Annotated in this window: 12 protein-coding genes; 7 read left to right on the top strand and 5 right to left on the bottom strand. The window is 55.8% G+C overall.

Annotated features, from left to right (window positions below; all coding sequences use genetic code 11):
• Positions 1-126: 126 nt before the first annotated feature.
• Entirely contained in the window at positions 127-1,512 is a 1,386-nt protein-coding gene (locus Q0915_RS00820; protein WP_299472496.1) for an HlyD family type I secretion periplasmic adaptor subunit, read from the bottom strand.
• Positions 1,509-3,257, bottom strand: coding sequence for a type I secretion system permease/ATPase (locus tag Q0915_RS00815; protein ID WP_299472495.1), 1,749 nt, complete (start codon positions 3,255-3,257; stop codon positions 1,509-1,511). Before Q0915_RS00815 ends, Q0915_RS00820 begins: the two co-directional genes overlap by 4 nt.
• A 374-nt stretch (positions 3,258-3,631) precedes the next feature.
• On the opposite strand from Q0915_RS00815, the gene Q0915_RS00810 reads away from it, so the two are divergent.
• Together Q0915_RS00810 and Q0915_RS00805 are read left to right on the top strand one after the other, a co-directional pair.
• The gene (locus Q0915_RS00810; RefSeq protein WP_299472494.1) at positions 3,632-4,132 is read left to right on the top strand and encodes a MarR family transcriptional regulator; all 501 of its coding nucleotides are present in this window, start codon (positions 3,632-3,634) and stop codon (positions 4,130-4,132) included.
• Positions 4,133-4,148: 16 nt separating this feature from the next.
• Positions 4,149-5,411, top strand: coding sequence for a glycosyltransferase (locus tag Q0915_RS00805; protein ID WP_299472493.1), 1,263 nt, complete (start codon positions 4,149-4,151; stop codon positions 5,409-5,411).
• A 41-nt stretch (positions 5,412-5,452) separates the two neighbouring features.
• Here Q0915_RS00805 and Q0915_RS00800 read toward each other — a convergent pair whose 3' ends face one another.
• Positions 5,453-6,382 (bottom strand): LysR family transcriptional regulator, encoded by a 930-nt coding sequence (locus Q0915_RS00800; protein WP_299472492.1) that lies wholly within the window; start codon positions 6,380-6,382, stop codon positions 5,453-5,455.
• A 118-nt stretch (positions 6,383-6,500) separates the two neighbouring features.
• Here Q0915_RS00800 and Q0915_RS00795 point away from each other — a divergent pair, with 118 nt between their 5' ends.
• The 4 genes from Q0915_RS00795 to Q0915_RS00780 are packed head-to-tail and all read left to right on the top strand — an operon-like array spanning position 6,501 to position 10,956.
• Positions 6,501-7,529, top strand: coding sequence for a hypothetical protein (locus tag Q0915_RS00795; RefSeq protein WP_299472491.1), 1,029 nt, complete (start codon positions 6,501-6,503; stop codon positions 7,527-7,529).
• Positions 7,526-8,056, top strand: a complete 531-nt coding sequence (locus Q0915_RS00790; RefSeq protein ID WP_299472490.1) for a TRAP transporter small permease — start codon at positions 7,526-7,528, stop codon at positions 8,054-8,056. Before Q0915_RS00795 ends, Q0915_RS00790 begins: the two co-directional genes overlap by 4 nt.
• Positions 8,053-9,348: a TRAP transporter large permease gene (locus Q0915_RS00785; RefSeq protein ID WP_299472489.1), complete on the top strand. Its 1,296-nt coding sequence runs from the start codon at positions 8,053-8,055 to the stop codon at positions 9,346-9,348. Before Q0915_RS00790 ends, Q0915_RS00785 begins: the two co-directional genes overlap by 4 nt.
• 3 nt (positions 9,349-9,351) lie before the next feature.
• Positions 9,352-10,956 (top strand): alkaline phosphatase family protein, encoded by a 1,605-nt coding sequence (locus Q0915_RS00780; RefSeq protein ID WP_299472488.1) that lies wholly within the window; start codon positions 9,352-9,354, stop codon positions 10,954-10,956.
• An 86-nt stretch (positions 10,957-11,042) separates the two neighbouring features.
• Here the strand turns inward: Q0915_RS00780 and Q0915_RS00775 are convergent, their stop codons facing one another.
• Both Q0915_RS00775 and Q0915_RS00770 read right to left on the bottom strand, forming a co-directional pair.
• Positions 11,043-12,512: a PAS domain-containing methyl-accepting chemotaxis protein gene (locus Q0915_RS00775; protein WP_299472487.1), complete on the bottom strand. Its 1,470-nt coding sequence runs from the start codon at positions 12,510-12,512 to the stop codon at positions 11,043-11,045.
• Between the two features lie 338 nt (positions 12,513-12,850).
• Positions 12,851-13,984 carry an SRPBCC family protein gene (locus tag Q0915_RS00770; RefSeq protein ID WP_299472486.1) on the bottom strand — a complete coding sequence of 378 codons (1,134 nt, stop codon included), beginning with the start codon at positions 13,982-13,984 and terminating at the stop codon, positions 12,851-12,853.
• Between the two features lie 88 nt (positions 13,985-14,072).
• On the opposite strand from Q0915_RS00770, the gene Q0915_RS00765 reads away from it, so the two are divergent.
• Entirely contained in the window at positions 14,073-14,657 is a 585-nt protein-coding gene (locus Q0915_RS00765; RefSeq protein WP_299472485.1) for a TetR family transcriptional regulator, read from the top strand.
• The last annotated feature ends 35 nt before the right edge of the window (positions 14,658-14,692 follow it).

Here is a 14,692-nt window from a genome sequence, read left to right as displayed (position 1 = left end):
CAATACTTAGAAATGACTTCGGCAAATCATGTAAATCAATGTACACATTATACCGCACTGCACAAATGTAGGGCAGCGCGGTATGAAAATGGTCAGTTCGTGAGTTTATGAAAGATGCCGAGACCGCTAGTCTTCGCGGAAAGCGCGATTGAAACTATCCGTAAGCGGCTCGACCAAATACTCGATCGCCTTTCGGGCACGGCGCAAAATCAGGACCTCCGCCGGCATCCCCGGATAAAGCGCAACAACCGGATTGTTGGAAAGCTCTTCCTGACTGACCTCGGCCCGAACCACGTAGAAGGCTGCCTGCGTCTGCTGATCGACTGTCTGATCGGCCGCCACATAGGTCACTTCGCCTTCGAGCGGGCGTACGTTCCGCCGATCATAGGCCGTCAATCTGATTCGGGCCTCGGAACCGACACGCACATGATCGATATCCTTCAGGTTCATGCGAACCTCAACAAGCATCTTCTCATCCTGCGGTACGATATCCATGATCGCCTTGCCCGGCTCGACGACTCCTCCGGGCGTCCGCATCTCGATGTCGTATACAATCCCACCCTGCGGTGCGTAGACCACAAGGCGGTCGAGCACGTCCTTGGCCGAAATGATCTGTTCGTTGGTGATATTCAGTTCCAGCTGCGCATCCAGGATTTCGCTTGCAATTTCGCTCTGGAGTTCCTGTTCGGCCTGGAGCAACGCCACTTCCGCGCCCTGTTTGGCTTTTTCCGATTTCGCCTTTTCAGCGGCAAGTTCGCCGCCATCGCCGATGAGTTCGCTCAGCTCCAGCTGCACGTCGCTCAGCATGGCCTTCGACGTGAAGCCCTTTTTCTCCAGTCCGCTCAGCGCATCCACCCGTTCCTCGAGCAACAACTGGCGATGCTTGTTTGATTCAATCTGAGCTTCGGCAGCTTCGACCTGCGCCACGAATTGCTCGATTTCCTTCTGCTGAAACGCGACCTTTCCCTCATAGACACGGCGGCGTTTCTCGAAAAACCGTTCCTCGGCCGCCATCACGTCAGAAACCGTCGAGGTATCGCTTTCCATAAGTTCGGAAGGCATTTCAATCTTGTCTTTGAGGTCTCGTTCGGATCTGAGCCGCGCGAGCGTCGCCAAAAGGCTTATCCTCTTTCCGCGTAGTTGTGCCAGTTCCGCGCGCGCACGCGTTGCATCGAGTTCGACCAGCGCCTGCCCGGCCTTGACGAAGTCGCCTTCATTGACAAGCAGGCGCCGCAAAATACCACCTTCGAGATGACTGATCGTCTTGCGCTTGCTGTCGACGACGACCTTCCCGGTCGCAACCGCTGCACTGTCGAGGTCGGCAGTGAACCCCCAGAGCAAAAAGCCTCCGAAACCGATGACAACCGCGACTGCGGCAGCAATCAGTGGCCCGCGGAGACTTGGCGCCGTGTCGTCCTCCAGACTTTCGGGCTGCTGCCAAAATGGTGTCTTTGCGACTTCGGCAAGCTGCTTGTCCGTTTCGTTTGAAGGAATATCAGGTTGGGACGTCATGCGACTTCTCCGCTCGACGGTAAGGAGCGATTCGCCGCCGGGGCCGGCAATCGCCTTGAAATACTGCTCACGACTTCGGTTCTTTCACCAAACTGGCTGATACGCCCGTCCTCAAGAACCAGGATCTTGTCGGCGGCCTCCATGATGGCCGGTCGGTGAGCGATAACGATCACGATCGCACCGTCTTCCTTCGCGCTTGAAATGGCTCTCAGAAGCGCAACTTCTCCTTCAGTGTCGAGGTTTGCATTGGGTTCGTCCAGGACCAGCAATCTGGGACGCCCGAACAAAGCCCGCGCAAGCGCAACCCTCTGTTTCTGGCCGCCGGACAACGTGAATTTGTTGTCGCCCACAGGCGTATCGTAGCCGAGAGGCATCCGGCCTATCATTTCATGAACCCCTGCCGATCTTGCCGCATCGATCACCATCTGCGGATCGGCCTCGTACATCCGGGCAATGTTTTCGCGCACAGTTCCATCGAGAAGGGAAACGGATTGCGGCAGATAACCGATCATTGCCCCGACGGACGCACGTTCCCACAGATAGACATTGTGACCATCCAGAAACACGCCGCCGGTGGTGGGCTGCAAGGCTCCGACCAAAAGGCGGGCAAGTGTCGACTTACCAGCCGCCGAAGGGCCGACGACGCCCAGAACATCTCCCGGCTCAAGCGTAAAGGAAATGCCTTTGATGACAGGCACTGGTGCGTTGGGCGCGGCAAAGACGAGTTTGTCGACCTTGAGCGGCCCCTGGCTCGGCGGTGTCGGGATTGCCTGACGAATGGAGGAATGATTCTCAAGGATGTCGCGAACGCGGCCCCAAGCCGTGAAGGCGAACACCCATTGCCTCCAGTTTTCGGTCATGTTGTCAAATGGCATGAGCAAGCGTCCGGTGATGATGCTTGCGGCAATCATGGTCCCGGCCGTTACCTGCCCCTGGATCACAAGGTCAGCACCAAGGGCGAGAACGGCGATCTGCATGCCGAAGCGCAGACTGCGGGTCAGCGCATGGATCGCCTTGCCGCGCCTGCTGCCATGTGCCATCAGCTCGCTTGCATGGATCTGCTTCTTGCGCCAGCGCCGCGCGAGCGCAGGCATGAGCCCCATTGCCTCGATCGTTTCCGCGTGCCTCAGCGTCGATGCCATCGTCGCGACATTCTCGACATTTGCGGAGTTCGCTTCTTTCAAGAGCGATCGGGTCGCCATATCGGAGATTAGGTTCAGTCCGATAAGAACGAACGCCGAGATGATGGCCAGCAGCCCGTAGAGCGGGTGCAGGATAAAGAGGACTGCAAGAAACAGAGGCACCCAGAGTGCTTCCAGCGGAGCGCTGATTGCGTTGCTGGTCACGAAACTGCGCAGGTCATTGAGGTCCCGGAGCACTTCGGACGCCAGGCTGCCGCCCCTTTCGAGCGAAGATTTCACTCCGGCTTCGATCGCCATGTGGTTAAGGCGGCGGACGAGTTCGGTACCCATGACTTGAAAAATCTGGCTGCGAATGAATTCCAGAATGCCGTAAAGCGTGAGTGCACCGGCCGCGATTATGACCAGCATACCCAGCGTGTCGAGGCTCTGACTGTTCAGAACCCGGTCGTGCACCTGGAGCATGAAAAGAGGCGCAGTGAGCTGTAAAAGCGTGATAAAACCGCTCAGGATTGCTGCCACCATCAAACCAGTTGCAAAGGTCTTGCGGGCCTCCCGAACCAGACTGGACGGGTCGTTTGCGGCAGGTTTTGCCTGATCAACCATGCATCATTCTCCAAACATTCAACCCAAAGACGAGTTCGCACGTGCGAAAAAAATTAGTAATTGCCTAGAAAACGACACATCTTTTCCCTATAAATGATGAAGGTTTGTAGACTAAGTTGGATGAAGTTTGGGATTTAATTGTGGCACGCGATTCTTTCCCATGCAAAAGATAAAAATATAAATAAAAAACGGAAACCCCGCTAAGACAAGGAGCAACCCGGTAATGAAATTGTTTCGAATTTAGTTCGAAATTTGGTGGGAGTTAGGGGCATATGCACAAAATCTTCACTGATGCACCACAACAAATCAACGGTCGGATCGACATCCCTAAACCAAAGGTTGAAAATAATACATATGATGTAGCGGAGTCGGACATGAGCGCCGAAATTAACCCCTACGCTCACGCAAACCACTTCGAACTCGTCCGCGTGATTGAAAGAATGTACCGGCGCTATCTGGACCGGTTGCGCGTCGATCTGATCAGGATCGGTGCCGATGACATTTCTCCGTCACACGCGATGCTTCTCTTCACGATTGGCGATGACGATCTGTCCGTGCGCGATCTCATGGATCGAGGGCACTATCTCGGATCGAACGCCTCCTACAGCCTTAAACAGCTCGTTCAGTCGGGATACGTGGATCGAACCGCGTCCGCCAGAGACAGGCGCTCAGCGCGCATTCGGTTGACCGACAAGGGAAGAGACCTGTGCAACGCCATCAAGGCTGCAGACGAGGTCAACCAGGCTCAGATCGTGCGCAACGAACGCGACCGGATGGCCCTCGAAGAGACGTTTGCCTTGCTGCGCAAACTGGAAGTGATCTGGGCAACCGATCTCCAGCAGCGCAACGGCCGGTTGGGCACCAACGGGTTCTGACCAGAGACCGCCCAAAATGCATATCGTTTTCGTGCACCGGCACGGTCCCGGGCAATTCGTTCATATTGCCCGGCGCCTCATTCTTGATGGCTGGACCGTAACCCTGATTTGCGAAAGCATCGACAGACCCGTCCCGGGTCTGCGGGTGCTTCGCTACGGCAACGGTGACACACCGCGCGCCTCCCCCTCGGGCCGGAAAGACACCTCGGTTCCCTATATCGAAGCCGGGCGCCGGGTTGCCGAAATCCTCCATCGGCTTTCCGCGCACGGAAATACGCCTGACCTGGTGCTTGGACACATCGCCTGGGGCGGCATGATGTTCGTGAAGGACGCGCTCCCCGACACTCCGATGATCGGGTTTTGCGAGTACTTTTTCCAGCCAGAAGGTGGTGATGTCGGGTTTGCGCCGTCGGAAAACATCGATCTCGCCCAACGGCAAACGCTCCGATTGCGCAATGCCGTTCAGCTGTCCACACTCGATCAGATGGACTACGGCATCAGTCCGACCCGATGGCAAAAAAACAGATACCCGTCCGAATATCATTCAAAGATCATTGTACAGCACGAAGGTATCGACACGGGCCGTGCGCGCCCCGATCCGTTGGCAACTTTTCGGCTCCCGGACGGAAATCTTCTGAGCGCCGGTGATCCCGTCGTGACGTTCGCGGCGCGCGACCTGGAACCCTATCGGGGTTTTCCGCAATTCATGCGCGCGGCCGCCCTCGTTGCAAAACGGATCCCCCGTGCTCGCTTCGTGGTGGCAGGCGGTGATGGTGTCAGCTACGGGAGCGGACCGGGACAGGCTGCCAGCTGGCGCAAGCTGCTTGAGGACGAGACAAACCTCGCGCCGGACCGCATGCATTTCCTTGGTCAGATTCCACACCGCGAATTGATACGCCTGTTTCAGGTATCGGCGGCACACGTCTATCTGACCTATCCCTTTGTCTTGTCCTGGTCCTTCCTGGAGGCCATGTCCTGTGGTGCCGCCGTCATTGCATCCAGCACACCGCCGGTACGCGAGGTGGTCAAGGACGGTCACAACGGCCGCCTTGTAGACTTCTGGAATGTCGATGAATTCGCCGAAAGGGTTGAGGAAGCGCTCCACGCACCCGAAAAGTTTCAACCGTTGCGGTCAGAAGCGCGAAAAATGATTGTCAGGCGGTATGACCTGAACGCGTGTTGCGCAAAGTTGCAGCGCCTCGTCTCACAGGTTATCGGAGCACATTCCCGTTCAAAAGCGGTTCGCCGTGACAGTGAGGGACTTCGGGAAACCGTCTGAATCCCGGTCGCCGCAAAAAACCGGTCCGAGCGGGATCAGCACTAAGACCTAAAAACGGTCTCGCGCGTTTCTGCCGCTATGTGTCTTCGAAGATGTTGCTTGAAATCGCGCATCAGCTCGCTTTCTTCGCGCCCTGCGTAGGTTATGATACAGATAACCTGGACGGAATTGGGCAGCACGACAGGTGCGATTGCAAGTCCATCGCTGCCATCGGCCCGGATCGCGTATCGCGGCAGAACAGTCAAGAGATCCGTATGTCGCAGGACTTCCACGATCGCGTCCGCCGAACCGCTCTGAAAGGCCAGATGCAAGCGCTGAACACCCATCAGCTTCAATGCGGTTTCCATGTCATACCTTAAAATACTACTGTCTGAGTGACCGATCCAGGTAACGGAAGACAGGTCCTTTCCCGTAATCTGCTTCTTGCGGAAGAGGGGATGTTCGGCGCGCCCGACGATGACATTTGAATCCTCAAACAAGGGTTCGAGCGCAAATTCGGCATTGTTGTGATCGACAAATTTTGACGGAGCAACAATGACGTCGATGACATTCTGGATCAGCCGCTGCTGCAAGCCCGCGTGATAGTCGGGAATGAGTTCAATATGGGCGGTCGATCGTTCCGACACGAAACTCGCCACCGCCTCGGAAACCAGTCTTCGGCACAGAAAGGGCGGCACGCCCAGCTTGAGGGATCCGACCATCCCCTGCCCCGCAAGCTGAACGCATTCCTCGGCTCTGCGCTGTGCCGACTGCACTGCCTTGCCCTGACTGGCAAGTTCCCGACAGACGTGCGTCGCCTTAAGCGGTTTGCTGTCCCGGTCGAACAACAGCGTTCCGGAACGTTCCTCGAGCGCCTTGATCATCCGGCTCAAAGCCGGTTGCGACGTGCCGATCTTTTCAGCGGCCTCCTGCAGCGTTTCCGACTCAACAATGACGGCAAGCTGTTCAAGATGACGTGGATCAATAAACATATCAATTTCACATAATGTTGTATCAAATAAGTATTAGACGGATATGTTTTTTTCGTCAAACATCTAGGTGAGCGTAGAAAATCGACAAAAAATATCCGCTCATTCAGGGAGGAGACATATGAAACTTCATCTAGCCGCGATATCACTCGCGACCGCGACGGTGGCCGTCGGATTACCCGAAGCGGCAGTCGCCAAGACCCGGTTGATCGTCAATTGCTTTTGGCCACCGCAGCATTTTGTCTGCACCAAGGTTCTTCCCGGCTGGATCGAAGAAGTGGAACGCGTGACCGAAGGGCGCGTAACGGCAAACATCCCGCCGAAGTCGGTGGCGCCGCCGCCAGAACAGCTTGCATCCGTCGAAAAGGGGCTCGTGGATGCCGCGGTTCAGTTCAACGGACTGATCGGAAATCGCGTGACCGGAGCATTGACGGCCATGCAGCCATTTTCCGGAACTCGCAACAGTATCGCGATGACGGATGCGGCCTGGGAAACCAACAAGAAGTTTTATCCGGACGAATTCGATACCGTCGAACTTCTCTCACAATGGGTCATCACACCGGGAGACATCTACTCCGGCACGGACACGCCGATCGTGACGTTGGAGGATTTCCAGTCCCGCAAGATGTGGGCATTGCCGGGACCGCTGGCCAACATCGCCAAGGAACTCGGCGCAGGCGTTGTGGCAACGCCCGCGGTTCAGTCGAATGAAGTGATCGCAAACGGTGTCGTCGACAGTCACATGGGACTGAGCGGTGACGGTCTGAAGGCATTTCAGGTATTGCCCTACTCCAAATCGGTGACCCGTGTGTCGCAGCCCATGTATACAACGACGTTTTCATTCTTCGTGAACAAGGACAAGTGGGCGGAAATCTCTCCGGAGGACCAGGAAGCCATCCACGCCATTTCCCAGGACACGATTGGAAAAGTCGCTGCCGGGCTTTGGGACAGTGTCCATGATGAGGTCCGTGGTTCGTTTCAAGAACTGGGCATCGTCGAATACACGGCCGACCCCGCGCTGGAAGCCGCATTGATGAAAGCTGCAGAACCGATCACGGAGGCATGGCTCTCGAAGGCATCCGAGGCTGGAATAGATGGTCAGGCAGCACTTGATCATTATCAGGCGCGGGCCGCGGAACTCTCGCAATGAGCGAAGCGCCCCAAAAGAAGGGCATCGTCAGGTCGTTGCTCGCGACAGCGATCACGATACTCGAGAACATCTCGGGGATCGTGATCCTGATCATGATGCTGCTGACCTTTGCAGATGTAATCGGAAGATATGTCTTTCACAGTCCCATCTTCGGCGGCACGGAAATTATCTCCGCACTACTCGCGCTCGCAATCTTCTCCGGTCTCGGAGTGATCAATGCGCGCGACGATCACATCACGGTTGAGTTGTTCGAACCCCCTATCAAGCGACTGATGACACCCTTTGTCTACGAAATCACGATCCAGATCTTCTCGGTATTCTGCATGGCTCTGATCGCCGTCGTTCTGTTCGAGCACGCGTGGGAATCCTATACGCTCCAGAAACTTACGGTCGTCCTCGAGATGCCGCTCTACTACGTCACGGCGACGATCGCCGTCTTTGCGGTCATCAGCGTGGTGTCGCAGGTCGCAGGCGTCGCGCTCAAGATTCTCAATTTGAAGAAATCAGCAGCAGGCTCCAGCGAATGACCACGGCACTGATCGGATTTGCCGCGCTTCTCGCGTTGTGTTTTTACGGCTTCCGCGTCGGCTTTGCGACGCTGTTCGTGGGCTTTGTCGGATTTGCGTTTGAGCGCGGTTGGACCGCGTCACTCACAATGGTCGCCCAGCAGGTGACTGAGGACGCCCAGAACTACAATCTCTCCGTCATTCCGCTGTTCGTCCTGATGGGCGTGTTCATCTACAGGTCCGATATCAGCAGCGATCTCTATGACGCCGCTTATGCCGCACTCGGGAAATTCCGGGGCGGTCTTGCGCTCGCCACGGTATTGGCCTGCGGTGGGTTCTCCGCTGTCTGCGGCTCCACTTTGGCAACTGCAGCGACCATGTCGAAAGTCGCGATGCCTCAGATGAAGGCCTACAATTATTCCGACCGTCTCGCAGCGGGAACGATTGCCGCCGGCGGTACGCTTGGCATCATGATCCCGCCATCTGTTCCACTGGTGATCTACGGCATCGTTGCCGAACAGGATATCGGCCTTCTGTTCATTGCAGGCATTCTGCCGGGAATGCTCCTGATCCTGCTGTTTTTGCTGGCGGTTGCCGTCATGGTTCGAATCGACCCGGCCTCTGCGCCGGAGGCAGCCGACCTTGCGAAAGAAAGGAAACGCAAGGCGATACGCGGTACACTGCCGGTCCTGGTTCTGTTCACAATTGTCCTGGGTGGTATTTACGGCGGCATTTTCACCGCCACGGAAGCCTCGGGGATCGGCGCCTTTGGAGCCGCAGTCATCGCGGCGCTGCGCGGGTATTTGCGTACGGTCAGCGCGCTGCGCGTATGTCTCGTCGAGGCAGCCATGACAACCGCGAAGATCTTCATCGTCCTTTTCGGAGCCGTGGTCTTTACCCAATTCATCAATCTTTCGGGAATGCCCTACGATCTGCTGGATTTTGTCGAAGAAGCCGCGTTTTCGCCCGCGGAGCTTGTCGCCTTCATCTGCCTGATTGCACTGCTTATGGGGATGGTGTTTGAAACAATCGGCATTGTCGTGTTGCTGGTGCCGGTGTTCCTGCCGGCGCTGTACGCCACCGGTGTCGACATGATCTGGTTCGGCATCATCGTGGTGCTTGTTACCGAGATCGGCTTGATCACGCCACCCATCGGCATGAACGTGTTTGTGGTGAAGTCGGTTCTGCCGCAGGTGAAACTCACGGATATTTTCCGGGGTGTCACCACCTATATCGTCGCGCTCGGGATCGGGCTCATCATGGTGTTTTCCTTCCCGCAGATCGCGACCTTCCTGCCGTCAATCGCAAGGTAGAACATGCCCAGGATCAAGAATATTCTCTTCATCATGGCCGATCAGCTGCGCTGGGACTATTTGTCCTGCTACGGCCATCCGCATCTCAAGACACCGAATATTGACCGGCTGGCAGAACGAGGTGTCCGGTTCAACAGGGCTTATGTTCAATCTCCGGTCTGCGGACCATCGCGCGCCTCCTTTTATACCGGACGCACTGTCTTCAGCCATGGCGCCACGTGGAACCTGGTCCCGCTCCCCATCGGCGAGTTGACGCTTGGCGATTATCTCAGGCCCCATGGTGTCACGACCGCCGTAGTCGGCAAGACCCACATGATACCCGATCGCGACGGCATGGCCCGCTTTGGACTGAACGCTTCGACCGACATCGGCTGCCTGGTCAGCCAGCCGGGCTTCGATCCTTACGAGCGCGACGACGGACTGCACCCGGACCCTCTCCTGAAAAACAAGGGTGGCAAGCTCCGCTACAATGACTGGCTGCGCTCTCTCGGGTATGAAGGCGACAACCCCTGGAACGACTATGCAAACGCCGGCGAAGGTCCGGACGGAGAAATCCTCTCCGGCTGGTACCTGAAGAACTCCAATTTGCCTGCGCGTGTCGTCGAGGAACATTCCGAAACCGCATACATGACCATGCGTGCCCGTGAATTCATTACCGAAATGGGCGATACTCCGTGGCTTTGTCATCTGAGTTACATCAAACCGCACTGGCCCTATATCGCCCCGGCGCCATACCACGACATGTACGGTGCAGACACCTTCCTGCCGCCCCATCGCTCACAGTCGGAAAGGCACGACCCCAATCCCGTCTTCGAGGCTTTCATGGGAATGGAGGTCAGCCAGACCTTCTCCGAACAGGGCGTGCGCGAAACCGTGCTGCCAGCCTATATGGGTCTCATCAAGCAGATCGACGATCACCTGGGAAGGCTGTTCGACTGGCTTGAGGAAACAGGAAAATCGAAAGACACAATGATCGTCTTCACCTCGGACCATGGCGATTATCTAGGTGATCACTGGCTTGGCGAAAAAGAACTGTTTCATGAGGAATCCGTGCGGGTTCCCCTTCTTGTCTACGATCCGCGTGAAGAAGCTGATGCCACCCGGGGCGAGGTTTGCAATGATTTCGTGGAGGCGATCGACCTGGTGCCGACGTTCATTGAGGCAACAGGTGCAGCTCCTGCACCGCACAGGCTCGAAGGACGCTCCCTGATGCCACTTCTGCGCGGTGAAACGCCGGCAGACTGGCGCGACAGTGTCTTTTCCGAAATCGATTATGCGTTTTATTCGGCGCGCGAAACACTTGATCTCGGCCCTTCGGATGCACGCGGTTACATGATCCGGACAGAAAGTTGGAAATACATTCATTTCAAAGGCTTCCCACCGCAACTCTTCAATCTAAAAGAGGATCCGGACGAATTCGTCGACCTCGGCAGATCACCCAGTCACGCAGACATTCGCCAGACCATGCACAATCGCCTTCTGGAACGCCTCCTTGCCCGCAAGAACCGGACCACCATGACAGATGAAGATGTTCTCGGTGTACGCGACAAGGAAAGCCGGAGCGGGATCATTATCGGCAGGTGGAAGGAGACCGAAGCAGCCGAGTAGGACCATAGGTGGTTGGCGCCGGTTTGCTAGGAAGCAATTGAGCTCACTTCCCCCAAAAAGGTTGAACCCGCCGACGCGCGTCTGTCTTACATCAAGGAACGAGATGCTTGACGCACGTTGTCTGTAACCCCTTCCAGTTGAGACGTGGAAGAAGTTATCGTCTGCAGGTTTGTGTTGATCAAATCCACGCCCTGCGCAGCCGATTGCATGTTTGACGATATATCGTTCGTCACAGCTGTCTGTTCCTCAACGGCGGTCGAGATACTGGTTGCGATCTCTGCGATATTCCTGATCACCTCCATGATGGATGAGATCGCCTCAACCGCGCGTTCGGTCGTCTCCTGAACGGAACTGACCTGGGTCGAGATTTCTTCGGTCGCCTTGCTGGTCTGTGATGCAAGGCTTTTGACCTCAGAGGCCACGACCGCAAAACCTTTCCCGGCCTCGCCGGCTCGCGCCGCCTCGATGGTCGCGTTGAGCGCGAGAAGATTGGTCTGATCGGCAATGCCGTCGATCAGTTCGATGACGGAACCGATCGTCTTGGCGTCCTCCGAGAGGCCGGACATAATCTCGCTCGACCGCTCGGCTTCACCCTGCGCGTTGTTGGAAACCTCAAGCGCGACCTGAACCTGTCGGCTGATTTCCTGGATGGAGGCGACGAGTTCTTCTGACGCGGCCGCAACGGTCTGCACGCTGGAAGACGTCTGTTCGGAAGCAGAAGCGGATTCGCTTGCCTGATGCACTGTTTCTGAAATGGACTGGGCCATTTCGGAGAGCTCGGCATCAATGGTTTCCTGAACCTGTTTCCGGCGCTGGCGATCCTGGACTTGCTCGGTGATGTCGCTGGCAAACTTCACGACCTTGAATGGGCGTCCCGATGCATCCATGATCGGATTGTAAGTCGCCTGGATCCAAGTCTCGCGTCCGCCCTTTGCAACCCGCTTGAATTCGTCTGCCTTGAACACTCCCCGGCCAAGCTCTTCCCAGAATTGATGATACTCACCGGATTGGCCGTAAGCGTCCTCGACGAACATTCTGTGATGCTGTCCCCGGATCTCATCGATCGTGTAGCCCATGGCTCCGAGAAAGTTCTCGTTGGCGTCGATGATCGTGCCGTCCAGTTCAAAATGAATGACGGCCTGGGAGCGGTTGAGCGCAGCGACCTGGCCCTCGAAATCGGCATTTCGTTTCTTCTGCTCGGTGATGTCGGAAGCGATCTTGACCACCTTGACGACCTTGCCCGCCGCATTCACGACCGGATTGTAAGACGCCTGGATCCAGACTTCATTGCCATCTTTGTCAAATCTTAGAAACTCTTCCGCCTTGAACTCGCCCCGTGCCAGATCTTGCCAGAAGTCGCTGTATTCATTGCTATTTCCGTAGTCTGGGTCAACGAACAGACGATGGTGCTGGCCCTTTATTTCTTCGAGCGCATAGCCCATGGCCCCGAGGAAATTCGCGTTGGCATTGAGAATATGCCCGTCCGGCGTGAATTCGATCATCGCCTGGGAGCGGCTAAAGGCCTCGATAGTGGCTTTCGCTGAACTACGAAACAACAACGTCTTGTCCTCCCCTGAGAACGGAATCAGAAACTGACAAGATTAACGCATGGGAAAGTAAAAGAAATATTGATCCAAAATATTTCAACGCACGTAATGAAAAGTTTTGCACCATCTAGAGAAGCAAAAAAATCACAACCAAAAGTATAACTATCGGCGATTTAAGAATAATTGACTAGGGAGAAATACTTAGAATTGTCCTGAAACTGTCAACACGACAGCGTTCAATCGAGGCAAAAGAACCTTGCATCGGACAGAAAAATCCAACGTGCGCATTTTCCAGAAAACTTTTGAACGTCCATGAGGCGCGGCGGTGAAGGTGATTCATGTGCATTTCAAAGACGTTTCTCGACCTCGTCATTGAAGCGGTGCAATGCTCCTTCATATCTGCCAAAGGTCAGAAACTCATTGGCACCGCTTGCGAGCCCGGCCTGCACCGCTTCGTTGACCTCGAAATCTTCAGAAAGCGTAACCGAGGTAATCTTGTGATTGCGGCGCCAATGGTCCATGCGATCTTCGGCGATGGTCTCTTGCGGGGCCAGTGTCACGATCATCGCCTCGGTTCTGTCCGGCGCGAGTGGGTTGAGGCTGATCCAGGCGACGTGGTCCTGCATCACAAGAAACTGGTTCAGGGGAAACACGGTGTAAAGCACATTTGCATGGTCCCGGATCGACCAGCTTTCACCATCTCCGGTCTCAGGCAACGTCACCCTCGAACGCGGCAGAACCGATCTGATATGCGGTCCCAGCACCTGATAGCTGGAGATGTTGTCGAGAAAATGCGATCCGATCGTCTCTTTGTGCGTCACCTTGAAATGATAAGCCTCCAGGCCTCCCTCCAAGAGGAGCTTCCAGTTAGCGCCCAGAACTGTCAGGTCACATGCGGCAATTCCGAGACCAGTCACACCGAGCCAGCCGAAATCCCTTTCCACCGGCTTGAGGAACGCATCGAACTCCGGCTCTGCGAGGGGGCCGGCAACGACCCAGATAAGCCCGAGCCGCTCGGTCGCCGGCAACCGCTTCAATGCATAGGCCGACCGCTCCAGATCCGGAAAGCCCTGTTTTTCGTGCGGGACGCCGCGCAGGTCCCCTGAACTGTTCCATGTCCATGCGTGATAGGGACAACTGAAGGCATGTTTGCACCCTTTTCCTTCGGCAACGAGCCGCGCCCCGCGGTGACGGCAGACGTTTACGAATGCATTCGCTCTTCCGTCTTTTCCGCGTGTCAGCAGAACAGGCAAGTCACCGATCTGACGCGTCAGATAGCTGCCTCTTTCCGGAAGCTCGCTGGCATGGGCAGCAATGAGTGGCACCGCACGGAACACAGATGCCATTTCACGATCAAAACGGGTCTCAGTTACGTATCGATCAACGTGTGAGAATTGCACGGCGTAGTCCAAAAAGAAGAGGCTGTTCTCCTTCAAGCCCAAGAGCTCTTCAAGCAAAGCGACTTCCTGAGCGCGATCCATCTTCGTCTTCGTAAACACCTCTTACCTACCATTCGGTAAGTTTTACTTGACGAATGGTAAGTCTTCAATCAGGTGTTAGACTGATCGCATGACCGGACGAATCGATTCACCGAAGCGGAAATTCATCGAAACGGCGTTGCGACTGTTTTCCGAGCGCGGATTTTACGGAACATCGCTGGCAGATGTGTCGGGTGAACTGGGGCTGACGAAACAGTCGATCCTCTATCATTTTAAAACAAAGGAAGCGCTGTACGGCGCGGTGCTGGAAGAGGTTGCAGCCAGGTTTGACGCCTTGGTCAATAATGTCATTCAGCAGGATCTTAGCGCGGAGAAAAAGCTGAAAACCTTTCTCGCCCACCTCCTGGAACATACCCGCGAAGCTCCGTATGACGGGCGGCTGATCACACGGGAGTTGCTGGACAACTTGGAGCGCGTCGAAGCCAGCAGAAAGTGGTACCTGAAACACTTTCTGACCGAGAGCACCTCTTTGCTGCAAGACTTGCCCAAATGGCGATACCGGACGGAGGCTGAGAGGACGGCCGCGATGTACCAGCTGATCGGCGCGATCAGTTATTTTTCGATTTCCGAACCGACTCTCTCCGCCATATGGGGGAAGGAGAAACTTGACGAAACCAGCGGCGTTTTCCTGTCGACGCTGGTTTCGCGCATTTAGATTAACGGGTCCTCAATCGTACCGGAGTGCTTTGA

It is taken from the genome of uncultured Roseibium sp., from assembly GCF_947494555.1.
In the GTDB taxonomy this organism is placed as follows: domain Bacteria; phylum Pseudomonadota; class Alphaproteobacteria; order Rhizobiales; family Stappiaceae; genus Roseibium.
The sequence above is the reverse complement of the archived record's forward strand: the minus strand, read 5'-3'. Positions and strand labels throughout refer to the sequence as shown.